This is a genomic window from Jonquetella anthropi DSM 22815 (assembly GCF_000237805.1).
In the GTDB taxonomy this organism is placed as follows: domain Bacteria; phylum Synergistota; class Synergistia; order Synergistales; family Dethiosulfovibrionaceae; genus Jonquetella; species Jonquetella anthropi.
In genome coordinates, this window is record NZ_CM001376.1 from 1,280,353 (window position 1) to 1,305,247 (window position 24,895).

At 61.2% G+C, this 24,895-nt stretch carries 23 protein-coding genes and 1 riboswitch; of the genes, 9 read left to right on the forward strand and 14 right to left on the reverse strand.

What is annotated here, in order from left to right; translation table 11 throughout:
- Positions 1-66: 66 nt before the first annotated feature.
- From JONANDRAFT_RS05970 to JONANDRAFT_RS06000, 7 genes are all read left to right on the forward strand, one after another.
- Positions 67-849: a TatD family hydrolase gene (locus JONANDRAFT_RS05970; RefSeq protein WP_008521660.1), complete on the forward strand. Its 783-nt coding sequence runs from the start codon at positions 67-69 to the stop codon at positions 847-849.
- A complete protein-coding gene (gene tgt, locus JONANDRAFT_RS05975; RefSeq protein ID WP_008521661.1) occupies positions 849-1,964 on the forward strand; it encodes a tRNA guanosine(34) transglycosylase Tgt in 1,116 nt (371 codons plus the stop codon). The genes JONANDRAFT_RS05970 and tgt overlap by 1 nt, the downstream gene beginning before the upstream one ends.
- Positions 1,961-2,920 carry an L-threonylcarbamoyladenylate synthase gene (locus tag JONANDRAFT_RS05980; protein WP_008523170.1) on the forward strand — a complete coding sequence of 320 codons (960 nt, stop codon included), beginning with the start codon at positions 1,961-1,963 and terminating at the stop codon, positions 2,918-2,920. The genes tgt and JONANDRAFT_RS05980 overlap by 4 nt, the downstream gene beginning before the upstream one ends.
- A 201-nt stretch (positions 2,921-3,121) precedes the next feature.
- Positions 3,122-4,339, forward strand: a complete 1,218-nt coding sequence (locus JONANDRAFT_RS05985) for a CdaR family transcriptional regulator (RefSeq protein WP_008523171.1) — start codon at positions 3,122-3,124, stop codon at positions 4,337-4,339.
- A 96-nt stretch (positions 4,340-4,435) separates the two neighbouring features.
- A complete protein-coding gene (locus tag JONANDRAFT_RS05990) occupies positions 4,436-5,692 on the forward strand; it encodes an amidohydrolase family protein (protein WP_008523172.1) in 1,257 nt (418 codons plus the stop codon).
- A 21-nt stretch (positions 5,693-5,713) separates the two neighbouring features.
- Positions 5,714-6,127, forward strand: a complete 414-nt coding sequence (locus tag JONANDRAFT_RS05995; protein ID WP_008521669.1) for a hypothetical protein — start codon at positions 5,714-5,716, stop codon at positions 6,125-6,127.
- Between the two features lies 1 nt (position 6,128).
- A complete protein-coding gene (locus JONANDRAFT_RS06000; protein WP_008523174.1) occupies positions 6,129-7,310 on the forward strand; it encodes an aspartate kinase in 1,182 nt (393 codons plus the stop codon).
- Positions 7,311-7,366: 56 nt separating this feature from the next.
- Here the strand turns inward: JONANDRAFT_RS06000 and JONANDRAFT_RS06005 are convergent, their stop codons facing one another.
- From JONANDRAFT_RS06005 to JONANDRAFT_RS06015, 3 genes are all read right to left on the reverse strand, one after another.
- Positions 7,367-7,897: a hypothetical protein gene (locus JONANDRAFT_RS06005; RefSeq protein WP_008521672.1), complete on the reverse strand. Its 531-nt coding sequence runs from the start codon at positions 7,895-7,897 to the stop codon at positions 7,367-7,369.
- Positions 7,898-8,049: 152 nt separating this feature from the next.
- The gene (gene metK / locus JONANDRAFT_RS06010; protein WP_008521673.1) at positions 8,050-9,240 is read right to left on the reverse strand and encodes a methionine adenosyltransferase; all 1,191 of its coding nucleotides are present in this window, start codon (positions 9,238-9,240) and stop codon (positions 8,050-8,052) included.
- Positions 9,241-9,324: 84 nt separating this feature from the next.
- Positions 9,325-9,430: riboswitch (SAM riboswitch) on the reverse strand.
- Between the two features lie 54 nt (positions 9,431-9,484).
- Entirely contained in the window at positions 9,485-13,075 is a 3,591-nt protein-coding gene (locus JONANDRAFT_RS06015) for a translocation/assembly module TamB domain-containing protein (RefSeq protein ID WP_008523176.1), read from the reverse strand.
- Between the two features lie 237 nt (positions 13,076-13,312).
- Here JONANDRAFT_RS06015 and JONANDRAFT_RS06020 point away from each other — a divergent pair, with 237 nt between their 5' ends.
- Positions 13,313-13,546, forward strand: a complete 234-nt coding sequence (locus JONANDRAFT_RS06020) for a glutaredoxin family protein (protein WP_008521675.1) — start codon at positions 13,313-13,315, stop codon at positions 13,544-13,546.
- Positions 13,547-13,592: 46 nt separating this feature from the next.
- Here the strand turns inward: JONANDRAFT_RS06020 and JONANDRAFT_RS06025 are convergent, their stop codons facing one another.
- Positions 13,593-14,060: a hypothetical protein gene (locus tag JONANDRAFT_RS06025; protein ID WP_008521676.1), complete on the reverse strand. Its 468-nt coding sequence runs from the start codon at positions 14,058-14,060 to the stop codon at positions 13,593-13,595.
- A gap of 39 nt (positions 14,061-14,099) precedes the next feature.
- A complete protein-coding gene (locus tag JONANDRAFT_RS06030; RefSeq protein WP_008523177.1) occupies positions 14,100-15,344 on the reverse strand; it encodes an MFS transporter in 1,245 nt (414 codons plus the stop codon).
- 189 nt (positions 15,345-15,533) lie between these two features.
- Between JONANDRAFT_RS06030 and JONANDRAFT_RS06035 the strand changes: the two genes are divergently transcribed.
- Positions 15,534-16,934 (forward strand): phosphomannomutase/phosphoglucomutase, encoded by a 1,401-nt coding sequence (locus JONANDRAFT_RS06035; protein WP_008523178.1) that lies wholly within the window; start codon positions 15,534-15,536, stop codon positions 16,932-16,934.
- A 74-nt stretch (positions 16,935-17,008) separates the two neighbouring features.
- Here the strand turns inward: JONANDRAFT_RS06035 and dnaB are convergent, their stop codons facing one another.
- The 9 genes from dnaB to JONANDRAFT_RS06080 all read right to left on the reverse strand — a co-directional run bounded on the left by dnaB (position 17,009) and on the right by JONANDRAFT_RS06080 (position 24,884).
- Entirely contained in the window at positions 17,009-18,370 is a 1,362-nt protein-coding gene (dnaB, locus tag JONANDRAFT_RS06040) for a replicative DNA helicase (protein WP_008523179.1), read from the reverse strand.
- A complete protein-coding gene (gene rplI / locus JONANDRAFT_RS06045; protein ID WP_008521680.1) occupies positions 18,370-18,816 on the reverse strand; it encodes a 50S ribosomal protein L9 in 447 nt (148 codons plus the stop codon). The genes dnaB and rplI overlap by 1 nt, the downstream gene beginning before the upstream one ends.
- Complete coding sequence (locus JONANDRAFT_RS06050; protein WP_008523180.1) at positions 18,813-19,745, reverse strand: DUF2232 domain-containing protein; 933 nt, start codon at positions 19,743-19,745, stop codon at positions 18,813-18,815. Before JONANDRAFT_RS06050 ends, rplI begins: the two co-directional genes overlap by 4 nt.
- A gap of 74 nt (positions 19,746-19,819) precedes the next feature.
- Positions 19,820-20,068 (reverse strand): 30S ribosomal protein S18, encoded by a 249-nt coding sequence (rpsR, locus tag JONANDRAFT_RS06055; RefSeq protein ID WP_008521682.1) that lies wholly within the window; start codon positions 20,066-20,068, stop codon positions 19,820-19,822.
- A 31-nt stretch (positions 20,069-20,099) separates the two neighbouring features.
- Positions 20,100-20,612 (reverse strand): single-stranded DNA-binding protein, encoded by a 513-nt coding sequence (locus JONANDRAFT_RS06060; RefSeq protein WP_008521683.1) that lies wholly within the window; start codon positions 20,610-20,612, stop codon positions 20,100-20,102.
- A gap of 13 nt (positions 20,613-20,625) precedes the next feature.
- On the reverse strand, positions 20,626-20,910 hold the full coding sequence (gene rpsF / locus JONANDRAFT_RS06065) for a 30S ribosomal protein S6 (RefSeq protein ID WP_008523181.1): 285 nt from the start codon (positions 20,908-20,910) through the stop codon (positions 20,626-20,628).
- A 72-nt stretch (positions 20,911-20,982) separates the two neighbouring features.
- Positions 20,983-21,276 carry an FtsB family cell division protein gene (locus tag JONANDRAFT_RS06070; RefSeq protein WP_008521685.1) on the reverse strand — a complete coding sequence of 98 codons (294 nt, stop codon included), beginning with the start codon at positions 21,274-21,276 and terminating at the stop codon, positions 20,983-20,985.
- Between the two features lie 2 nt (positions 21,277-21,278).
- Entirely contained in the window at positions 21,279-22,964 is a 1,686-nt protein-coding gene (gene argS / locus JONANDRAFT_RS06075) for an arginine--tRNA ligase (RefSeq protein WP_008523182.1), read from the reverse strand.
- Positions 22,965-23,039: 75 nt separating this feature from the next.
- Positions 23,040-24,884 carry a hypothetical protein gene (locus tag JONANDRAFT_RS06080; protein ID WP_035786952.1) on the reverse strand — a complete coding sequence of 615 codons (1,845 nt, stop codon included), beginning with the start codon at positions 24,882-24,884 and terminating at the stop codon, positions 23,040-23,042.
- Positions 24,885-24,895: the final 11 nt, after the last annotated feature.

Below are 24,895 nucleotides of genomic sequence, written 5' to 3' on the forward strand. Positions count from 1 at the left end.
CCCTCGAGCGCCCCTGCCCGAGGGCCTTTCTCTTTGCCACCCCAAAGGAGACCAAATTTTTTCCTGATGACGTATATTGACAGCCACTGCCACCTCAACTCACCCGAACTCGAAAGCCTGATGCCCGACGAGCTTGACGCCTGCTCGGCCGCAAATGTCCGCGGCGCGGTGATCGTGGGCACGACGCTTGACGACAGCCGTCAGGCGATATCGTTGTGCCGCCGGTGGGGCGGCCGCATGGCGCTAAAAGCGACGGCCGGCGTCCACCCTCACGAGACGTCCGCCCTCCCGGACGGCTGGACGGACCAGCTGAAAGAGCTCCTCGGCCAGCCGGAGACGGCCGCCCTCGGCGAGATCGGCCTCGACTACCACTACAACCTGTCGCCGAGGGACCGGCAGTTGGACGCGTTGCGCCTTCAGCTCCGCCTGGCCGGCGAGACGAAAAAGCCCGTGGTCTTCCACGTCCGGGAGGCGTACGGCGACTTCTGGGCCGTCACGGACAGCGAACCGACCCCATGCGGAGCGGTCCTCCACTGTTTTGACGGCACTTCGGCCGACGCGGCGGCCGGCCTCGAGCGGGGCTGGTTCATCGGCGTCACCGGCGCGGTCACGTTCGCTTCCCGGGACGAGCTGCGCGAGACGCTGGGCGGCGTGCCGTTGGAGTCCCTTTTGGTTGAAACCGACTGCCCCTACATGGCGCCCGTCCCCTTTCGGGGCAAAACGAACCGGCCGTCGTGGGTTCCATTGGTGTACAGCAAGTTGGCTGGGGTGAAAAACGTGAGCGTCGGCGAGCTGGCCGAAGCGGTCAGAGCGAACGCGGCGCGCCTTTTCGGACTGGAGGTCCTGTGATGTTCGAGTTCAAAGTTCTGGCCGAATGCCCGGAAACCGGCGCGCGGGCCGGCGAGTTCGTCACCCCTCACGGGGTAATTCCCACGCCGGTCTTTATGCCCGTCGGCACTCTTGCCACGGTGAAGGCCATGTCGCCGGACGAGCTGAAAGAACTGGGCGCTTCGATTATCCTTTCAAACACGTATCACCTGTGGCTCAGGCCGGGGCCGGAGCTGGTCGAGAAGGCCGGCGGCCTGCACGGCTTCATGAACTGGGACCGGCCGATTCTCACCGACAGCGGCGGCTTTCAGGTCTTTTCGCTGTCCAGCCTGAATCAGATCACCGAAGAAGGCGTTCACTTTCGGTCTCATCTGAACGGCGCGCCGCTTTTCCTGTCCCCTGAGCTCTCGATGGACATTCAGGAAAAGCTCGGCGCGGACATTGCCATGTGCTTTGACCAATGCCTCAAGCTGCCGGCTACCCGCGAGGAAGCCGAGCGAGCCACAGAACTAACGCTGAAGTGGGCCGGACGATGCAAGACCGCCCATAGCCGAAGCGATCAGGCGCTGTTCGGCATCGTCCAGGGCGGCCTGTTCGACGACCTTCGATCCCGCTGCGCCGACGAACTGACGCGGCTCGACTTCAACGGCTACGGCATCGGCGGGCTGTCGGTCGGCGAGACGGCCCAAGAGATGTACGCCTGCCTTGACAAGCTTACGCCGCTTCTGCCTCGGACGAAGCCCCGCTACCTGATGGGCGTGGGGCGGCCCGACAACCTTCTGGAAGGGGTCGCCCGCGGCGTCGACATGTTCGACTGCGTCATGCCGACCCGTGACGGACGGACTGGCACGGTCCACTCGTCCCGAGGCAAGTACAGCATTAAGGCCTCCCGATTTGCCGAGGACTTCGGCCCACTCGATCCGGACTGTTCCTGCTACGCCTGCACGCATTTTTCCCGCGCCTACATTCGCCACCTGTTCAGGTGCGGCGAGATCCTCGCGTCCCGGCTCATTTCATGGCACAACCTGCACTTCTTGGTCGGCCTGATGCGCGGCGCCAGAGCGGCGATCTTGGACGGGACGTTCCCGGAGTTCAAGGCCCGCGCCCTGAGCCTGATGGGGGGTAGCTACTTATGACCCAAGTCCTGCCGTTCGACCCAAACAAGCCGAACCGCGCCGTCCTCAACCGAGCCGTCAAGCTCCTGTCGGACGGCCGGCTCGTCGCCTTCCCTACTGAAACCGTCTACGGATTGGGCGGCAATGGCTGGGACTCTGAAGCCGCCAAGCGAATTTACGCCGCCAAAGGGCGGCCGTCGGACAACCCGCTGATCCTTCACTTTCCGTCCCCGGAAGCGGTTGAGCTGTCGGCAGACGTCTCCGACCGAGCCAAAAAACTCATGGCCCGGTTCTGGCCGGGCCCTCTGACGCTCGTCCTGCCGGCCAAGCCGATCGTCCCGCTTGCCGTCCGAGGAGGACTGGACACGGTGGGCTGCCGAATGCCGTCGCACCCGACGGCCCGCGCTCTCCTTTCGGCCTGCCCGTTCCCTCTGGCCGCGCCGAGCGCCAACGTGAGCGGACGGCCCAGCCCGACCGACGCGGCGACCGTCGCGCAGGACCTGAACGGCCGGGTTGATCTGGTCATCGACGGCGGCCCCTGCTCGGTTGGGCTGGAGTCCACCGTGCTGGACATCACAGGAGACGCCCCAGTTTTGCTTCGCCCCGGCGGCGTTTCGCTTGAGGAACTGGAATCAGTCCTCGGCCCGGTCGCCTTTCCCCGCGGCGCGCTGGAACTTCGCCGCTCCCCCGGAACGCGATACCGGCACTACGCCCCGGCCGTGGCCGTGTTGCTGTGGAAGGCAGATGAACCGTTCGACTGGCCGAGCCAGTTCTGCTTCATGGGACAGTCGGAGCCGCCCGTCCGCCCAGCCCGCCAGATTCTGTTTGATGATCTGGCGGCGTTCGCTCACGGCTACTTCGCCGGCCTTCGGGACTTGGAGCGGGAAAACCTGCCTATCGTCGTCCAATGGCCGGACGGAAGCGGCATCGGCCGAGCCCTTCAGGACCGACTCAAGCGGTCCGCCGGCTTGGAATAGGCCGGAAGTTTTGAAAGGACCATTATTTTTCACATTTTGGGGATAAACTAGGGGCTTCTTTTGTCTTTTCCCGTCGCTTTTTTGGGGAAAATATCGTAAACTGATATTGTGACGTTTGTATCATTTGGTCTCAGGACAAGCGATTTATTTTTGAATCAGCAGTTTAACGGTAAAAAGGGATTTCCAGGAGGGACGGAAGAAATGCTTAGGCCTATTGCGCAGGAATTGGCGGAAACTATCGCCCGAACTATCGGGTACGACGTGGTTATTACCGATCTGGCGGGCATCATCATCGGCTGCAGCGATCCGACGCGGGGAATCGGGACGCTCAACGAGGCCTGCGCGCAGGTCGCCGCGTCCGGACAGCCCCGCTGGGAGAGCGAGGAGGACGCCAAACTTCTCAAGGGGACGAAGCCGGGCGTCACCTACCCAATTCTTGGCGTCGACCGAAAGGTCGCCGGCACCATCGCCCTGACCGGCGCGCCCGAACTTGTTCGTCCGTTTGCCCTGCTGGTGAAGACCCAGGCCGAGCTGTACTTAAAAGAGCGCATCGCCGCGGCGGAACTTCAGGAGCGAGAGCGCAACTTCCAGGCGCTTGTCAGCGACATCGCCCTGTTCAAACAGGGAATCAACGACCCGAAAATCTACGAGACGCGGGCCGAGCTGATGGGCTACACCCCCTCGTCCAGCTACTGCGTCGTCGCCCTCAACGAGACGTCCCAGCCGGACGAAGGGAGCTCTCACGGGGCCGATTACTCGGCCCAGCAGCGCCTGCTTTCTGAAATCAGGACATGCTTCGGCAACCCGGGCGACCTGTGCGGCTCCACGAGCCCGCACCGGTTTGTGGCGTTTTGCGCCGTGAACTGCGACGACGATACGTCCTCCCGAAGCGTTCTGGACGACGTGAAAAAGCGCTGCGAGACCCTGCTGAACCGGCTGACTGCCGCCAAACTGCCGTGCAAAATCGGCATCGGCGGGATTCACCGAGATATCGACGGCCTGTCGGCATCGTACCGCGAGGCTTTGGCAGCGCTCCAGATGGGCGGCAACGCCGACTCATCCGAGCCGATTCACTGCATTTCCGGCTATCGAATTGAAGAGCTGCTTCTCAAGTCTGAGATGACCCTGCAGGACGCGCTGGTCGAGCGAGAGCTGGCGCCGCTTTTCGCCCGCAACGACGGCGACGAGCTTCAGGACACGATTGCCGCGTGGTGCGAGAGCGGGTTCAGCGTCGTCCGCGCCGCTGAACTGCTCCACGTCCATCGGACCACTGTGGACTACCGGCTCGAGAAACTCCAGCGGATCTTATCAGTCGAGCCGCGGGACTTCCGCGAAATGAGCCGGCTTTACTGGGCCGTCGTGCTGTGGAGAAACGGCAGAAGCAAGAACTCCCCCCGGCGCCGGTCAAGACGTCGGTAACAAAACGCCCCGGTTCGTAATGAACCGGGGCGTTTTTCGTCAGCTTGACCGCGCCACGTTTTGCCTCATAATGGTACCCGAACAGGGGGGATCGACATGTGGTTTTCCGGAAAGATTTGGGACGGGACGAAAGAGTTTGAAGGCGCGCTTTCGGTGGACTACCGGGGAAGGATCGACGCGATTCGGACGGGGTTCGCCGCCGAAGGGACCGTCTTCGACTCGGACTGTCTGATCCAAGCCGGCGATTTTAACGCTCACTCCCACCCAGAACAGTCAATCTACACCGACATCGTTGACCCGTCATGGGATCTGGGCACCTGGTGCCGGCACACCATTTACCGGCATTCGGTTTCCCTCACGGCCCGATCCGTCCGGCTGGCCTGCCGGCGGGCGTTCGGCCGTATGGTCCGGCTCGGCGTTTCCAGCGTCATGGTCTCGTTCTACCTGCACGGCAACCGGGACAACGAGAACGCCCGAGCCGTGATCGCCGCCGCTCGGGACGTGGGGATTCGGCTCGTCTTCGGGCGGATGAACTACGACATCATCAACGAGAACGCCTACGAGGGGAAAAAGGCGTCCCAAAAGAGCTACTACGAGCCGATCGAAGTGGCGGCGCGAAACGTCCGCGAGCTGATGAGCGAGGAAGACGACCTCGTCACGGTCTGCCCGGCGCTTCACAGCTTTCACGCCAACACGCCTCAGGCGATCGCCGCGGGAATCAGGCTGGGAGCCGAGCTGAACAGGCCGGTCCAGCTTCATCTGTCGGAAGACCAAGGGGACGTGAAGCTGTCCCTCGACGCCTTCGGCGTGCGGCCGCTGGTCTATCTGCAACAGCTGGCCGACCGAGGAGAAATTCCGGGCCTCGACGGCCTGATTTTCTCCGACTGCTGCTGGCTCGACGACGACGAGCGGTCCGTGCTGGCGAAGGGCAGGGCGAAAGTCGTCCTGAACGCCCGAATGAACGCCCGCGTCAAGGCCGGGTTCCCCGATCTGCCGGCCATGCTCGCGTCAGGGGTCGTCCCTTGGCTTGGCACCGACGGCGAAGCCAGCAACGACGACCTGTCCGTGTCGGGCGAGCGGGCTTTTTTGGCGAAGAAGTTCAGCGGAGTCGTCAGGCCTCAGACGATCGAGCGACTCGGCCAAGCGCCGTTTTTCTGCGGCACGTCGACGGTCGGAGACCTGCGGGTCGGCGGCTGGGCGGATTTCCGCGTTCTTCGCCGCGGCAAAGTCAGCGAGCTTTTCGTCGGCGGCAGGCAAGTTCTCCGGGACGGACGGCTGACCCAGCTGGACGAGGAACGCGACATCGAGGCCCCGCTTGCGGACGAAGTTGCGCGCCTGACGGGCGGAAAATAGCGGCCGCATGAGCGGCCTGACATGACGAGGAGTGATTCTTTGGAGCGCCAAGTTCACGGGGTCCAGTTCGACCCCGAAACGATGAAGATCAAGATCTGCAAAAAATGCAAGGGCGTCGGGTTCGGCCAAGACCTGACTGGGAACCGGTTCAAGTGCAGCGAGTGCGGCGGAACCGGCCGGATTATCGTCAAGACGCTCAAAAACGAGCTGGGACTTGACGAGCTGGGACCAAACCTGTCGTTTGACGACGAGACCATGAAGGTTCGGATCTGCCGGAGCTGCGGCGGGCTGGGAACGCTCCGCTGGGGTTCGGACGAGCGGTCCTGCGAGGACTGCGGCGGCTCGGGACGAGTGATCGAGCAAAAAATCGTCACCGAGTACCAATTGAACGAGGTTGAAGGGCTGGAAAACCCTGACGGCCCGCGGGAGGTCTGAGATGCCGGCAGACTGCCCGCCGGTCATGGTCGTCAAGTTCGGCGGCAGCTCGGTGGCGACGCCAACGCTGCTGGCCCGAGTGGCTTCCAGAATCCGCTCGTTCTGTCAGGACGGCTGGCGCGTCGCCGCGGTGGTATCGGCCATGGGGCGTACGACCGACAAGCTGTTGGAGTTGGCCGACACCGTCTCGCCTCACGGCCGGGACGAGCGGGAAGTCGACCAGCTTTTAGCCACCGGCGAAATCCAGTCCGTCGCACTGCTCGCCTTGGCCCTGCGGGCCCAAGGCGTGATGGCCCGTTCCCTCACGGCCGGGCAGTGCGGCATTTGCGCGGCGGGCAGGCACGGACGTGCCCTCATCACATCGTTTGACGCCCAAAGCGTCCGACAGACGCTCGATGAAGGGGCCGTCGCCGTGGTAGCCGGTTTTCAGGCTTTGGACAGCCGGGGCGACGTGATGACCCTCGGCCGAGGCGGCAGTGACCTGACGGCCATCGCTCTGGCAGCGGCGCTGGACGCCCGAGTGTGCTCCATTTACACCGACGTTGGCGGCCTCTACTCGGCCGACCCGAAAATCGTTCCGGACGCCCACAAGATTCCCCAAATGGACGTCTCGCTGTGCTGTGAGCTTTCTCACGCCGGTTCACGGGTTCTCCAAGCCCGCTGCGTCGAACTGGCCGCGCGGCTGAACGTTCCGGTGTATCTGGCGTCCAGCTTTGACGAAACGGAGGGATCTTGGATCATGAAGGACGTGAACGAGCGGAGCGGCATTGCCGCCCTCGCCCACGAGACCGGCTGGGCCGAAGCGGTGTTCAGCCGGACGGAAAAAACATGGAATCTCCTCTCGTCGCTGGACGATCAGGGAGCTTCGCCGCTCGACTTCGCCGTCACTGAGACGCGGCTCACGGTCTGGTTCAAACAGGGCGATAAGGCGGTCGACGACGCTTGGCGCCGGTGGAACCTGACGCCGCTGGCAGTGACCCGCGGACTGGTCTCGCTGTCATTGATCGGCTCGGGGATCGGCAACCACCCGGAGACGGCCCGCGCGCTGACCCAGCTGCTGATCGACCAGAAGACGCCGCCGCGGCGGCTGACGACCAGCGGCAACCGGCTAACCTGCTTGGTGGCCACCGACCGAATTGACGAGCTGCTGAACGCCGTTCACCGCCGATTCCTGTGCGAATAAAAAAAGAAGCCCCCGAAGGCCGGTTCGGCCTTCGGGGGCTCGTTTTTCATAACGAACTATTTGGTTCGGCGCTTCGCGTCCAACAGGACGGCCTTATTGGCCAACTGGGCGGACGAGTACTCCACCGTGACGGTGTCGGAGAACACGACCCGCAAAAGCGTCTTGTCACCGCGCCACGACAGCGCCGGCGACTGAGGGCCAAACACGGGCTTGAACGTGCCGGAATAGTCAGGCTCGCCGTAGGTCTGAATCAGCCACTTTTTCAGCTCTGCCTTCTGGTCCTCGCTCAGCCGCTCCCTCGAGCTGGCTGTCACGTCCCAGAATCCCAAGTCAGGGTCGAATCCGTACACCGGGGTGTCCATCGTCACGCCACCCAAGACGAACGTTTCGGTCGGCGACGTATACCACTTGCTGGTCAAAACAGGCCGGGATCCGTAGCGGGCGTCCTGCTGAACCGACAGATCCGGCCGCGAGTCCTTCGACCCGCCCCAAGTGATGTTCCCGAACCCGTCAGGCTCGTTGGTGAACGCCCACCCCGCCGACGATACCAGCAGAAGTGATAGTGCTGCCAAAATGCTCTTCTTCATCTGCGTCCTCCTCTCATCAACTAGGAACCCTTTGGCCGTAGAAACTTTTAACTTATTTTAACATCCGACGACAAGAAAGGAACCCGGCAAACGACGCCTTCCGAACTCGTAAAAAGCCGCGCTGCCTGAACACGGCGGCGCGGCTTTTTATGTCAGCTCAAAAGGCGGCGAAGCTCATCAGCCTTATCGGTGTTCTCCCACTTGGGCAGCGGGTCGAGGTCAATCCGGCCCATGTGCCCGTAGGCGGCCAGCCGCCGGTACTGGGGCCGGCGAAGGTCCAGCGTCCGGATAATCGCCGCCGGACGGAAGTCGAAAACTTGGCGCAGGGCCTTGGTCAGGGCCTCTTCAGACACCTGAGAGGTGCCGAACGTCTCGACCATCAACGACACCGGCTCGGCCACCCCAATGGCGTAGGCCACCTGAATCTGGCAGCGATGAGCCAGCCCGGAAGCGACGACGTTCTTCGCCGCGTAGCGGGCCATGTAGGCCGCCGAGCGGTCAACCTTCGTCGGGTCCTTGCCGGAGAACGCGCCGCCCCCGTGGGGAACCATGCCGCCGTAGGTGTCGACGATGATCTTGCGCCCCGTGAGCCCTGTGTCGGCGTGAGGGCCGCCCAGAACAAACCGCCCCGTGGGATTGATGAGGAACTTCGTCTTGCCGTCCATCAGGTTTTTCGGCATGACAGGCTCGATAACGAGGCGCTTCACGTCGCTACGAAGCTGCTCGAGGGAGACTTCCGGGTTGTGCTGGGTCGAGACGACGATGGCGTCCGCCCGAACCGCCTTGCCCCCTTCGTATTCCAAAGTCACCTGAGTCTTACCGTCCGGGCGCAGGTACGTCAGCTCGCCGACCTTGCGGACCGCGGTGAGCCGGCGGGCCATTCTCTGGGCCAGAGCAAACGGCTCGGGAAGGAACTCGGGCGTCGCGTCGGTGGCGTAGCCGATCATCATTCCCTGATCTCCGGCGCCTACCGCCTCGTCATTGCTCTCGTCCCCGCCCTTGCGCTCCAAGGACTGGTCAACGCCCATCGCGATGTCGGGAGACTGCCGGTCGATGGAAGTGACCACCGCGCAGGTATCGCAGTCGAAGCCGAACTTGCCACGGGTGTAGCCGATCTCGCGGACAACGCCCCGGGCAATGTCCGGATAGTCGAGCCGCGCCGTGGTGGTGATCTCGCCGGCGATCTGGACGAGTCCAGTCGTCACAAGGGTCTCGCAGGCCACCCGGCCCATTGGATCTTCGGCCAAAACCGCGTCAAGCACCGCGTCGGATATCTGGTCCGCAATTTTGTCCGGGTGGCCTTCGGTCACCGATTCAGAAGTAATAAACACTCGTTCTTTCATGCCGTTCTCCTTTCGATTATCCCCTGACGGGACAGGAAAAAGGCCTCTTCTCACCAATGAGAAGAGGCCGCGTTCACCGAGCTTCTCTCATCATCCGGCGAACTCGTTCGCCGCTGGTCTTAGCACCATACCTTTTCAGGCAGGTTGCCGGGCTTCATAGGGCCAGTCCCTCCGCCGCTCTTGATAAGAGTATTCGTTTGTGAGTGCATTATACTGTAATGCCGCAAAATATCAATCGTCTATCTTACTCCTCTGCCCCTTGAATCAGGCTGTCGACGATCTGTTTCAGAATCTGGTTCGTGGCCTGCTCCCCGACCGAGCTGCCCTTTCCTTCGCCGGGGCCGACTGGGATCTTGAACTTCAACGAGTAGCTGGTCTCCTGCTTCTTCGACTCGTCGCCAATGTGCCCAGCCCCATACGCCCAGTCATTCTTTCGGGCGAAGGATATTTCGTTCTCGATTTTCAGGTCGTCGACCCGAAGGTCGTCATACGGCCCGGCCACGGTGAACGACACGTCCCTGAACTGGTTCTTTGCGTTGCCGATGAGCCCTTGGACAAAGCCGCTGGCCAGCTCCTTGGGATCCGCGCCCTCCATGCCGCCTTGGATAAGAACGCCGATACCGCCCAAAAGGCTGTTCAGCGCCTTGACATTGAAGTTGCCGTTTACAGCCAGTTTGACCGTATCCCGGCTGCCGGCCAAAAGGTCCTTCGGGACGCCGGGCACAGACTCCAACGATTGACGCCACACCGGCCCGCTGAACGCCACGTATGAAAATACCGGGTCGTCTGCCCACGCGGACATGGTGCTCCCGGGCAGGATGAACACCTCGTCCGGGGTGGCCCGAAATGTGATCAGAGCCTTTTTAATCTTCACAGGAGAGCCGGACGTCACGAGCTTCATGTACGGCACGTCGTTAATAAAGACGTCCTTGCCGATTACCTCGCCGGTCAGCGCGCCTGACAGCAGCCCGCCCATCTGGAAATCAGCCTTGGCGTGAAGCTCCATCGCGCCGGAAAATTTCCCCGGCACCTTGAACGGCGCGACGAGGCGGTCTACCTGAATGTTTGACGCGTCGAGAGCCGCTTTCAGATTTTGCGATTTCAGGTCGCCCGTCGCCTGAATGGTTACGGGTGCGCCGACCAAGGACGCCGTTCCGGCGGGTATCTTGAGCACCGAGCTTCGGACCGTCATCGGCAGCGACAGGTCGTCCAAGGCGATCCACCGCGTTCCGAGCCGATCTGACGAGACCAAGCCGTCCGCTTGGACGCCCGCCTTCGGCGTGAATTTTCCCTTCACCTTCCAACTCAGCCGACCAGCTAAAACGTCTTTAGCGTCAGGAACTAGCGCCGAAAGCGGTATCCCTTGGGCGCTGGAATGGAACTCCGCCTTGATCCCGTTTTTCAGCGTCACAAGCGCTTTAGCCTCCGGACGCCGGTCGCCCAGCCCGGCCGCCATCGTCACGTCGATTTTGTCCAGCTGGGTCATCACGGCCTGAGCTTCCGGCTTCAACACCGTGATGGCGCCGCTTTGTATCTTGTCAGACCAAACTCTGGCGGTCACGGACGGCTGGAGCAGGCTCCCCTTCGCCGTCAGCTGTCCGGATATCAGGCCGGACAGCGGCGTCATCGGCGGCACGACGGACGACAAATCAAAACGCGACAGCTCAGCGGTCAGATCTACCGTGCCGCCGGCCCCGTCTGCCGGAAGGGAGAACGTCCCTTCGCCTTTGAGCAGATTGCCGTCCGGCCCATCGGCCGAAAGGCGAACGCTGTACTTTCCAAAGCCTGACGCTGCCAGCACACAATTTTGAAGCACCAGCCGCCCCACAGCCAGCTGAGGAAGATTCACTTGGGCGTCCAATTGCGGTTTGCTGACCGTTCCGCCCAGCTTCACCTTGCCGTTGACGAAACCGCTCAGCGGCATTCCGAGCGCCCGGAGGTCCAGTTTCGACGCCGTACCGAAAAGGTTCAAAGCCGGGTCGGCCTCTAACGTGACGTCTCCGGATAAATCCGTCTGCCCGCCCAGCAATTTAACCCCAGCCTTGTTCACCATCAGCCGTTTGCCATCCCAGTCGGCAGAAAAAACCGCGTCTTTCAGAGCCGTGCCGGAGACGACCGCGCTGGCCGCGGAAACTTTGGCGGCAGCTGACCGCTTTGGCCCCTGCAGGTGCACCGACGCCGACGCGGAGTTCTTGCCCAGACTGCTCACCGGACTGGCAGGCCAGCCCTTTTTCAGTCCCTTGGCGGTGAAACCGCCCGCCGAAGCCTCCAAGTCGCCCCAGAGACCGCCGGACGCGAGCCGAAACGCCCCGGAGGCCTTTAAAGAGCCGCCGAACAGCCCTGCTTTCAGCGAAGAAAGTTTAATTTCCTCCATCGAGCCGAGGGCCTCTGCCGACAGCGAGTCAACGGTCACTCCCTTGCCGCCGAGGCCGGAAGCCTGCAGCGAAAGCGAGAAGTTCGGGTTCTGCCTCGGCCCCTCGGCGCTTGCCGACGCGGTCACCTTTCCTTTAGGAGAGACGCCCGGAAGCAGTACCGAGAGCCCCGACAGGTTCGCCCCTTTGAGCGATGCCTTGGCCTTCACGGTCTCCCCGACGGTTCCGGAAGCGTTCAGGCTCCCGCCCAGCACTTGACCGGACAGGGAAAAATCCGCGTTTCCCAGGTCGAACGCCGCCTGACCTTTGAGTTTCTGAGCCGTCAGCCCCTGCCAGGACAGTCTAGCGTCGGAAAAGGACGCCTTGCCGCTCAGTTCCTTCAGCGGCCCGGCCAACTGAACGTCAACGGCGCCTAAGCCAACGCCGGCGCCTGTGCCTTTCACGCCCGGCGCCTTATCGAGCCGCGCGCCGGTCAATTTAACCTGCAGGAAAAGTGGGAAGTTCGGATCCCCGGCGTCAAACGTCCCGTCAGCCGCCAACGCCCCGCCGAAAACCGTCCCCGAAGCGCCGTCCACCGACGCCATGCTGCCGTCGTACTTAAATGGAAGAACAAAACTCCCTATCAGCGACCCGAGCGCTGCCAGATCTTGGCCGCTCAGCCGCCCCGAGATGGCCCACCCGTTTTTCGTTGGGACGAGCCTGACTGAACCCGACAGGCTTCCGCCCAGCTGAAGCGGCTCAAGGGACCGTTCCAGCTCCTTCAACTTATCGAGCTTCAGCCCTGACAGCGTCACGTCAAACCCTTCGGAGAGCCTGCCAGACAGAGTGATCGACGCGTCCAATGCTTGAACCGTCACGTTCCCGGCCGGGTCGTTCAGGTCCGGGCTCACGAGGCCGGACAGGTGAATCGGCACGCCCTGCCACGAAAGGGACGCCTCCAGCTGGCTGAACTTTTCGCCCGGAGCGACGGACAGCCTCTCAACAGCCCACGGCAGGTCAGTGCCCTGCCAGTCCTCAATCAACACCGTTCCCAACTGAAGGGGGCTGTGAAACGGCTCCTGCTGCTTCTCTGGCTCAGACGGAAACGCGGCGTCCACGTCTTTAAAAAATTCGGACAGGTTCCCAGCCGTCAGCCTCAGGCCGGACGACCGAAGGTCGAGCGAGCCGCCCAACGGCGACAGGGACAATCGGCTCAGCCCAAAGCGAAGGTCTTTCAGCTCCAGCACGTCAGAACCGCTTTGAGTCCGCAGCGACAGGCCGGTCAGGTCATATCCTGACCCCAAGTTGCCGCGAAGATCGTCAAACGTCACGTCTAACGGAACGCCGGCCAAGTATTGTTTTCCGTACCGGGACGCCAGACGGGCGCCCCAATCCCCGACGAACAGCAGAACAGCGCAGGCTGCCACGAGGATAATCAAAACCGTGCAAAGCCCAGCAAGGCTTCGACGATATATTTTTCTCATGCCAGTTTCCCTTCTGTCGCCTAGGCGGCAAACTTTTATTAAAGTCTAAACTGACGGCCGGCTCAAGACAAGGGAAAAACTGACAGTTCTTCCGTAATGTAAACCTCGTCGAGTTATTTTCCGTTACGTAAAATCGGGGATAGAATACCGGCGGGAAGCCCTCTCGTCGCCAGTAATTTCTTGGGTATAATAGGACTAACTTCTAGGGGGTTTCCCCCTGACGAAAGGAGAACGAACATGACCATTAAGGTATACTCTTCACCCACTTGCACTTGGTGCGCCAAGCTTAAGGATTACCTGACAAAAAAAGGCGTTGAGTTTGAGGCAATTGACGTGTCGAAGGACCGGGCCGTCATCAAGGCCCTGGTAGAAAAGACCGGACAGATGGGCGTTCCCGTGACGGAAATCGACGGCGAGTACATCATCGGGTTCGACAAGGCAAAACTTGACGCAAAACTTGGTCTGAAATAAAAAACGGCAGAGCCTTAAAAGGCTCTGCCATTTTATTTTTCAGGCTTCAGCAGTTGATGACGAAGTGATCGTACTCGGAAAAGACTTGGAACTCCTCAAAGCCCTCTTCCTTGACGATCTCCTCCACGTCCTCTTCCTTCTCCACGTTGAAGATGTCCACGCCGTCGGCGGTGTAATTCACCAGCAGGCAGGCGCAGCCTTCTTCCTTCCCCCGCTCGAACATCTGCAGGTACCGCTCCAGCTCAATCAGATCGAGGAAAAATACCTCGCCGTCCAGCTTCTCTCCCTCGTCGGCCACGGCCTCCAGATAATCCTGCTGGCGGGAGCGCAGCACCGACTGATACGTGGCCGGCACGTCGAGCTCCATCGGCTTGTCGAGACGCTCGGAGAAGCTGCCGATCTGCTTACCGTCCAAGTAGATATCCCCGTTGTACAGGATATCCTCTTCGCAGTCCTGCTCGACCAAGTTATGAACTTCAACCCCGTTAATCGAGGCATGTTCGATTTTTTCCACAGCGAATGACCTCCAATAGTTCGTTTGAAATCTTTGCGGCTATTGTAACTCACTTTCTTCGCCTGCGCCAGAGACGGAGCCGCAGTCCGGACGGCGCTCCTTCAGACATGGGTGAGCCATCACGGCGGAAACGACAGCCAAACAGGCCGCCACAATCGCAACGGCTGTTCCCTCCATGCCGTGGGACTCCAAGCTGCCGCCTAAAATCGGGCCGGCCGTCATGCCGATGCCGAACGCAATGTTGTACGCGCCCATCGACACGCCGGAGCCGTAGATGTGGCTTCGCTGGCTCACAAATGCCAGCGTCGCGGGGATACCGATGGCGTTGGCGCCCCCGTACAAGACCGATACCAACATGAACCCGGCGAAGGTGCGGGGCAGAGGCAGAGCCAGTAGGACGGACCCGGTCAGGATACAGCTGACGACTGCCAGCCATCGTTTAGAAATCCGATCCGCCAGCCAACCTGAGACCTGCTGGAGCAGTGCCGACGAGATGGACACGCCGGCGACCAGATAACCGATCTGGGAGACCGACAGGCCGTGCCGATTCGCCAGAATTGGGATCAGAAGCATCGTCATGCCGCGGCCAAAGGTGGTCATCAGCTGGTACAGCATGACCCGAAAGAGAACCGGGTCAGCCAGAATGCCGCCCATAGACCGCCACAGGGACTTCGTGTCGTGAGAGGAATCGCCGATTCCCTTGGGAACTTTTATCAGGCTCGCGACCACCGCCACAGAGCAGCTGACGAACATGACGAGAAACGGTGCTTTAACGCCCCAGTGCTCGTAGGTTACGCCGCTCAGCAGAGGCCCTAAGCCGACCCCCAAGTAGGTCGCCATCTGCATCGTGCCGAAGAAGCGTCCTTCCTTGCCGGGCGGCGCCACCTCGGCGCCGATAGCCATCGCCACGGGAATGACAAACGCGCTTCCGACCCCGTTCAGCAGGCGAACGGCCATCAGGTGCCACGCTTTCGACGCGAAGATGTACCCAACCGACGCGGCGGCGTAGAGGCTCAAACCGCCCAGCATGAGCGTCCGGCGGGGAAATCGGTCCGCCATCGGGCCGGAAAAGAACGTGGCTGTCATTCGGCTCAGCGAAAATGCGCCCATGACCGCTCCAAGGAAAGCCCCTCCAGCGCCCATGCGAACCGCGTATAATGGAAGCAATGGATTCACGATGCCGATTCCCAGCATGCAGATGCACAGGGACATGGACAGGACAAAGAGAAGTCCCCATGGACTGTATTCCTTTTCCCCCCTCGGCTTTCCGCTATCCAATGCCATCCGCACTCCCCCCGTTTCTGATCGTATTATATCAACGGCCCTTCTCCAAAAACGGGATAAAGGCGGCGCGCCACGGCAAGATGATTTGCAATTTACAATTTTTATTATTGCGTTCAGCTATTCGACTGCCCGAATTTCGCTTCGTCACGTCGGCTATTTGCCCTCAAAAAGCTCGAAGGAGGAACCTCCATGACACCAGCTCTTTCCCCAACCATCTTCCGGGAATACGATATCCGCGGCATCGCGGATACTGACCTGTGCGACGCCAACGTCCTAGCCATCGCCAGGGCGTTCGGGACCTACCTGACCCGCAAGGGCGGCCGTCGGGTCACGGTCGCCGGCGACGTCCGGCTCTCGACCGAACGGATCCGCGCGAGCGTCATCGCCGGCCTGACCGACTGCGGGCTGGACGTGATCGACCTCGGCGTCACCACCACGCCGCTGCTCTATTGGAGCCTGTTCGAGCTCAAGCCCGACGGCGGCGTCATGATCACAGGCAGCCACAACCCGAAGGAGATGAACGGGCTCAAGCTGGCGCTCGGCAGGGCTACGCTGTATGGCGAGGAAATTCAAAAAGTCGGCCGTATGGCTTTGGAAGGTGACTTCGATTTGTCAGCGCGCAAGGGAGGGACGGAGAAGAAAGACCTCTGGCCCGACTACTTGGCCATGCTGAAAAGCAAAATCGTCCTCGACCGACCTCTGCACGTCGTGACGGACACGGCCAACGGGACGGCCGGGCTCGGGATCCGTCAGTTCCTCACGTCGTTAGGCTGCAAGGTCACGGCGCTTTACGAGACGCCGGATGGGACGTTCCCGAACCACCACCCGGACCCACAGAAGTCAGCCAACATGGCTGACTTGGCCAAGCTTGTGAGGGAAGTCCACGCCGACATCGGCTTCGGTTTTGACGGCGACGCGGACCGAATCGGCGTCGTTGACGAAAAAGGCGAGATCATCTGGGGCGACGTGCTCATGGCACTCATCTGGCGCGAGCTTCTGCCCAAGCACCCAGGCGCGACCGCCATCATCGAGGTCAAGTGCTCTCAGGCGTTAGAGGACGAAGTGCGTCGCTTAGGCGGCGTCCCGTACTATTACAAGGCGGGACACTCGCTCGTTAAGGCCGAGATGCGGCGAATCGGCGCGCTCTTCTCCGGCGAGTACTCGGGACACATGTTCTTCGCCGACGAGTTCTACGGCTTCGACGACTCGTTCTACGCCGCCGGCCGGTTCCTCAGGCTCCTCTCCCGGACGAAGGGGCCGATGTCCGCGCTGGTCAGCGACATGCCGAAGTACATCGGCACCGAGGAAGTTCGTATCCCCTGCTCGGACAGCGAAAAATTCGAGAAGGTCAAGGAGATCACCGATCAGGCCGTCAAGGACCACGAGGCCGTGACGGTTGACGGCGTGCGAATCCTCTACGGTGACGGCTGGGGGCTGATTCGAGCGTCGAACACTCAGCCTGTGATCGCCCTCAGGTGTGAGGGCAAGGACAGCGCCGCGCTGGAGCGAATCAAGTTGGACCTCAGGCGCCGCGTCCAGGCCGTCGGGCTGGACGACTTCAGCTGGACGCCCGAGCCGCCAAAAAAGTAACGGCGTGAAGACACGAAAGCGCCCGTTCGTCCCGCAACCGCGGGATGAACGGGCGCTTTTTCTGCCGTGGCATCTTACATTCTTGAAGGGTCAAGCCGAGTGCTGGCGTCCTCGAAGCGAGTGAACTCCTTGATAAACACCAAGTTCGCCGTCCCTGTCGGGCCGTTGCGGTGCTTGGCGATATCGACAAATGAGACGCTGCTCGTCTCTTCGGGGTCCTTGTCCTTATCGTAGTACTCCGGTCGGAAGAGGAACGCCACCAAGTCGGCGTCCTGCTCGATAGCGCCGCTGTCGCGCAGGTCGGACAGCTGAGGCCGCTTGTCGTTTCTGCTTTCGACGGCCCGTGAAAGCTGGGAGAGCGCCAACACCGGCACGTCCAGCTCCCGAGCCACGGCCTTCAGGCCACGCGATATCTCGGCCACTTCCTGCTGTTTGCTCTCCGCCTGGCGAGCCGAGTTCATCAGCTGAAGGTAGTCGACCACGATCAGCCCCAAGTCCTCGTGCTGAGCCTTAAACCTTCGGCACTGGGCCTTGAGCTCCATGGTGGACATCAGGGACCGGTCGTCGATGTAAAGAGGCACCTTGTCCAAGACGCTGGCCGCCTCGGTCAGATGAACCCAATCGCCGCCCTGCATCAGGCCGCTGAACATGTCGTGGATATTAATCCGAGACTCGGCGCCGAGCAGACGCTGAGCCAGCTGGAGCGCCCCCATCTCGAGGCTGAAGACCAAAACCGGCTTGCCCTGCTTGACCGCCACGTTCCGGGCCACGTTCAAAGCGAGCGCCGTTTTCCCCATCGAAGGACGGGCGGCCAAAATGTTCAGCGCGCCGCGCTGCAGGCCGCCGGTCAGCCGGTCAAGCTCGCTGAACCCGGTGGGAACGCCGGTGGTCAGATCGCCGTCCCGAGCGCAGGCCGCCTGAATCTGTTCAATTGCCTCAGACAGCAGGTCGCCGACCCGCTGGAAGTTGGACGAGTTGCGCCGGCGGGAGATCTCAAAAATCATCCGCTCGGCCTCTTCCAACAGCTCCTCGGTCTCGCACTGCCCCTCGTACCCTAACTGGGCGATTTTCTGCCCCGCCTGAATCACGCGTCGTCTCAGCGCCCGCTCTTGAACGATGCGGGCGTAGTACGCCGCGTTCGCCGCCGTGGGCAGCATGTCCGCGCACTCGACCAAAAAGTTTTGGTCCGACGCCGGATCCCCGTCACCCCGCCGGTTCAGCTCATCTTTCGTCGTCAGGACGTCGACCGGCCGTTCCCTCCGGGTCATGTCGCACATGACCTCGAACACCCTTCTGGGCTGGGCGTCGAAGAAGTCATCCGGGGACAGAATGTCCTGAACCTCAATGAGGGCGTTTCGATCCAGCAGGCAGCCGCCGATCACCGCACGTTCAGCCTCTGGGCTCGACGGGAGGGATCTGACCTGCGGGACGGGCATTACTGAGCCTCGACGGAAACGGTCATGGAAGCGTCGACGGCAGGGTGAAGCTTCAGGGTCAGCGGATAACCGCCGAGGGCCTTGATCACGCCGTCGAGCTTGACGTCTTTTTTATCCACGCTCACGCCGTACTGGGCCCCCAGGGCCTCGGCGATCTGCGCGCTGGTAACGGCTCCAAACAGCTTTCCGCCCTCGCCTGCCGGGATAGACACCCGAACAACTTTCCCGGCGATGCGGGCCTTCACCGACTCGGCTTCCGCCCGAAGCTTTTCGTCCTTCCGGCGCTCCGCCGCGTCGCGTTCCGCCTGAACCTTCATCGTCGAGGCGGTCGCCTCAACGGCCAGCCCGCGGGAGATCAGGTAGTTGCGCCCGTACCCGTCGGAAACTTCCACGACTTGGCCCTTCTTGCCCAACTTGCGGACATCTTCTTTAAGAATAACCTTCATTGTTTCACACCTCCGTAGCGTTTCCTGATGTCAAGCCACAGGTCTACGACGCCCAGCACCACGGCCCCCTGCTCGAGAACCGGCACGGCAACCGCAGCGATAAGAAGCGGAACTGAGATCCACCAGCTTAATCCGAACCGTTTTGCCCACCAGCCGGCCAAGGACAGCCCCTGTACGAGTAGCAGCGCCCGAATGACCAGCTCAAGGTTCACCCCGACGATAAAAGCGACTTGGGCCGCCTGAAACGACAGCCGCGACAGCACCAGCGCCGCCAAGCTGAAAAGGTACGCCCAAAGAACGCTGGAAGGCATTCGCAGCTCCGTCACCTTGGGCAGCTTCGGCATCGGCAGGGCCGTCCGACGGAGCAGTAGCGACGACAAACCGTAAGAGAGGGCTGTCAGCCACATGGCGCTCAAGACGAGAATCGACGGAAACACGGTCGGCACCACCGCAGCCGCTTGACGCACCGCGCCGAAATACGCCGCGGCCTGAGGCGCTTGGAGCAGCACGTTTCGGTAGAGGCCAGTCAGGCTGGCGACGAGAAGTTTAGCCGGCCCTTGGCCTGTGGCGTAAAAGAGCCAGCCTCCCAACGCCGTCATGCCCAATATCGTGGCGGTCAGCCCGGCCAGAAACGTTTCCCCGGCGCTTTGGCTTCTGGCCGCGAGACCAAGGCAGAGCCCACAGGCCCCCCAAGCTAAAAAGAAAGCCAGAGCGTGATAGGGCGACAGGACAGCCGCAACGGTCCCGGCGGCGCAGGCGAGCGCCCCGACGCCGCCGGCCGGCCCAAGAAGACGGGACGCGACGGCCAACGGCACGGCGCACAACATCACGGCGAAGCTGACGAATGGAAGGTTCCACGCCGCATAGAACGCCCCGGACAGGACGCCCAAGGACAGAGCCGCCGCCGGTGAACGCATCCGAAGATTCATCTGGGCATCCCCTTTCTTTGAAAAAAGGGAGAAGAAGCCGCGTCGGCTTCCCCTCCCCTGCGTCCAAATCTGAACTAATCGGCAGTGTACGGCAACAGAGCCATAAAACGCGCCCGTTTAATGGCAATCGTCAGTTGGCGCTGGTGCTTGGCGCAGTTGCCAGTCACCCGGCGGGGAACGATCTTCCCGCGCTCACTCACGTATTTTCTCAGCCGATCCACGTCCTTATAGTCGGCGTGTTCGAGCTTATCAGCGCAATAATAGCAAACCTTCGGACGGCGTTTACCCCGCCGCCGGTTGTTGTTTCCTCCCTGAAAGGGCATTTCCTGACCTCCTCAATAATGTTTCTGCTGGCTAAAAGGGGATCTCCGCTTCGCCGCCGGAAGGACCGACTTCGGAGATATCCATCGGGAAACTGTCGTCCTCGCCGTATGACGAGAAGCCAGACCGAAGATTGGCCGGCTCGTCGCCGCGCTTAGGAGCGCCGTACGATTGGCGAGGTCCTGAACTTTCGGACTGATCGCCGTCCCGGCTTCCGCCGCCGAGGAACTGAACTGTGTCGGCGACGACTTCAGTCACGTACCGTTTCTGTCCGGACTTATCCTCATAGGACCGGGTGGCAATGCGCCCCTCAACGAGGGCCGCCCGCCCCTTGGAAAGGTACCGCTCACAGTTTTCGGCCTGAGCGCCCCAGACGACGATGGGAACAAACGCCACGTCCTCCTGAAGCTCTCCGTTCTTGCCCTTCCACGTGCGGTTGACCGCCAAGGTAAAACTCGCTACCGGCGTCTTGCTAGACGTGTAGCGAAGTTCCGGATCCTTCGTCAGGTTTCCTACCAGAATCACTCGGTTAAATCCCCGTGCCATGGTGAAAAGCCTCCTACTTCTCGTCCCGAACGGTCACCATGTGACGGACGACGTTCGGACGCAGCTTCATCAGCCGATCGAGCTCCGACAATGCCGACGGATCGAGCTTCAGCTCGAACACGACGTAAATGCCCTCGTTGAGGCCCTTGATCTCGTAGGCTAAACGGCGTTTTCCCCAGAGGTCAGACTTGGTTACTTCTCCGGAGAGACGGGCAACCAACTCCTCAATACCCTTGATTTCGGCGCTGTGCTCTTCGACGGACGGATTGATAATGACCATCATTTCGTAGAGACGCACGTGCACCACCTCCTCCCTATGGACTGTGGCCCTCCTCATGAAGGGCAGGGAACTGCATTTAGGGATTATATATCAGTTCTTGGGCTCCTGCAAGGAGCCGTCGTCCAGACGGTAGATTTTCTCCCCGGGAAACGCCATGTTCAAATCCCGACGGGCCGCCCACGCCTGCCCTTCAGGCGTTTTCAGGAACTCGACGTGATCTTTCCGGCGGGCCAGTTGGTCTTGAGCCGCGCGGGCCTCCTCCTGTTTTTGGGCCAGATACGCCTGAACTTCCTGACGATGAGCGACCTCCCGCCGCCAGGTGGTGACGTACACTGCAGCGCCCAGTCCTAAAACCGCGAGGAAAATAGCCCACCGAAGCCGCATCTTTACATCCTTTCAGGCGCTGAAAATCCCAGAATGCCGAAACAGTTTTTCAGGACCATCCTGACGGCCTGAACGAGAGCCAAATGGCTCGACCGAAGCGGCTCGTCCTCGTCGAGGATCCGGCAGCTGTTGTAAAAGGCGTGGAAGTGCCCGCTCAGCTCGTGGACGTACGTCACCAGCAGGTGAGGCTCCAATCCCGCGGCCGCCCGTTCAAGCTCGCCCGGGAACGTCTCAAGAGCCGTCAGAAGGCGTTTTTCCTCCGGCGACGTCATCAGACGCCCGTCAAACGGAAGCGGCTTGGTCATGTCGATGTTTTTCTCCTGCGCCTTGCGCGTCAGGCTGGCAATCCGCGCGTAAGCGTACTGGACGTAGTACACCGGGTTGTCCGATGACTCCCGCTTGGCCTGATCCATGTCAAAATCCAGCTGGCTGTCCGAGCGTCGCATCAGGAAATAATACCGGGCCGCATCGACGCCGACCTCATCCAGCAGCGACGCCAAGGTCTCAAACTTTCCGCCTCGGGTCGACATGCCGACGATCTGGCCGTCTTTGACTAGGTTGACGAACTGAATCAAAAGGACGTTGAAATCGCCCTCGTCCTTCCCAAGGCCGCGAAGCGCCGCGTTGATCCGCGGCACGTAGCCGTGGTGGTCGCAACCCCACACGTCAATGACCCGGTCAAAGCCCCGGTCGAATTTTTCTTTATGGTACGCCACGTCGGAGGCAAAATACGTGGGCTCCCCGGTGGAACGGAACAGAACCCGGTCTTTGTCGTCGCCGAAGTCGGTGGACCGGTACCACAGGGCTCCGTCCTTCTCGTAGACATACCCCGCTTCCCGAAGCGTCTCCACGGCCTTCCTGACTAAATCGCGGTCGTACAGCGACTTCTCCGAAAAGAACTGGTTAAACTTCACACCAAACCGAGCCAGATCGCTTTTGATGTTCTCCAGAATATGCTGGGCGCCGAACTGACGAAGGTACGCCAGAGCCTCGTCCTGAGAGGAGTTCACGAACTTGTTGCCGACCGCCTCAATGACCCGGCGGGCCTCGTCGTAAATGTACGCGCCTTTGTACATCGCTCCCGGCGCGTCGTCGAACGGCAGCTTCTCCGGGCAGCCCTGCAGCTCAAAATACCGGGCCAAGATGGACTTGGCGAGAATGTTGATCTGCAGGCCGGCGTCGTTGACGTAGTACTCCTTTTCGACTTTCCAACCGGCAAACGCCAAGATGTTGCCGACCACATCGCCGACAGCCGCGCCCCGACCGTGCCCCACGTGCAGAGGGCCTGTTGGGTTGGCGCTCACGAACTCCACCTGAACGGACCGGCCAGCGCCGACAGAGCTTTTGCCGTAGTTTTCCCCGTTTTCAGCGATTCGGGCCACCAAGTCGTCCATCCACTGGTTTGAAAGGCGGAAGTTGATGAACCCAGGGCCGGCCACTTCCATCGAAGCGATATGCTTTGAATCGTCGATCAGCGACGTCAGCCGCTCGGCCAAGTCTCTGGGTCGCGTTCCAAGGATTTTGGCGCACTTCATGGCGACGTTGGTCGCCCAGTCGCCGTGAGATTCGTCCTTGGGCCTTTCAAACTCGACGCGGCACGTCTCAGGAAGCTGAATGCCCTTTTCCTGAGCGATCTTCGCAAGCGCGGCGGTAACGCTGGTTTGCAGTGCAGCAAGACTTTCGTTCATGTGCTTCTTCCTCTCTTGAACAGAAAAGCTCCGACGTTCGCCGGAGCTTGCAAAATGACTTTCCGAACTGCTGACTTACAGCACCAGTGCCAGCGAGTTGTTCTTCCAAAGCCCCCAAAGCCCAAGAAGTTTGTAGAACTGCTCAGCCCAAGAGCTGTCAACTTCTGTGGTCTTGACGATGATCTTTTCCTGACTGGTCACGGCGTTTTGAACCCGGTTAAACCTTTGAGTAACCGAGTACTCGGCGCCGGGAAGAACCTGACTGCCTCTGTTCGGAAGCACCATCGGGTGCATCTTTCCCGGGATCTTAACCGTGTAGCTCTGCTCCATGACGAACGGGAACTTCAGCCCCACCTGTCCGGAAAGAGCTCTCAGCTGATCAAACGCCGGCAGTTCAAGGGACGGCAGGGAGACCATCAAGCCCTTCTCTGCCGGAACGGCGGATTTTTTCGAAACGGCGAACTTGACCTTGACGCTTCCGTCCGGCTCTGTCGAGATATCAAGCGGCGTACCGTGATACCAGTCGCCCAAGCTGCTGAAGTTCTGCAGCCCGTCTTTTCCCGCGCCATTCGGGAAAACGATACTGGGCCATGGACGGCGGACGATGAACGTGGCGGTTCCCGAAACCGTGCCGTCATTTTGAGCGTTCAGGTCCCAGACGGCAGTCAGCCGCATGTTCACAAAGCTTCCGGCTTTCATATAGCGAGGAATGACTTTCCCGCTGGATTTCCCTTTAGGCTTTGCGCTGGACTTCACGCCGAACAGATACCGACCGTCGAGAGCCTCCGGCTGCCGCCCCGGGTCGCTGGTCCCGCCGGGGAAGTAAAACCACGCTTTGCTTTGGCCGGGCGCCTTGATGGACAGAGCGGGCCGGTACAGGACTTCCGGCGCGTCGGGCATGTCTTTTTGGATCCCCATCGGAGACTGCCACCAAATATGAGCGTCGAAGCCCCCCTGACGAAGCCGAGCGCAGGCCGCCGCAGCCATTTCAGGATCTGTCAGCGGAAACTGACGATCCTTCGGATCCCGCGCCACCTCAGCGCCTGACATATGAATCCGGCTGTCTTTCCACGCCGCGTCAAGTTCTTGGACAATCTGCTGGGGCGTGTCAGAGGCCGAAAACGGGCGAATCGCTCCGGGGAGGTTTTCAGCCGGCTGAGACTCAGCGGACTGCATAGCCTCTGCAATTCTGTTCGTCCCGGACGTCAGGCTGAGAACCAAGTACGGATCCGACCGGTCAATCAGCCCGTAGCTTCCCCGTCTGGCTGGCTGCTGGGCGTAATACCAGCGGTACCAGAAGTACGGCTTCTCGTCGGAAATCGCAGGCGACTGGCCTAAACTTGAGTTGTAATACAGCTCTTGGTCGGTCGACAGCCGAATGGCAATTTCCCCTTCTCTGACCGGATACGGCTCACCAAGCCACACCATGCCGCTGGCTGGCCGGCCGGCCGGCCCGATCTGCCGGTACGACAGGACGATGACGCGGGTTCCGTCGACCCAGTGGGGCCAGTTCATCCAAGCGACGCCGCCTTGCTCAGCGCCGGACCGAAGGGGAATGTCCTCTTGCGTTCCAGCCGAACTCTCCAAGTCGAAGCAGGTCGCCTGATCGACGACGAGTTCCCAGCCCGCAGGGACGATCAGCTGGTTCTGCAGCCAGTCGAACGGCATGGAAGAGTCGGCCAGCACGATGAGACGAACGTCTTTGACGGCCCGCCCGTCCTCATCGGTCAAAAAGTGAACTGTCCGCTGCCAGACCACCGCGTGGCTGCCAGCCTGTTCCAGAGTTGGAGAGTTCTCCTCCAAGTACTGCACGTCCTGCAGCGTCACGGTTTCGGCTGCCGCAAGGCTCACCGCCGACAGCAGAACCAACGCTGCCGCCGCGGCCAAAGATCGGGTCAGACGGTTCAGTCGCATCATCATTGCGCCACCTC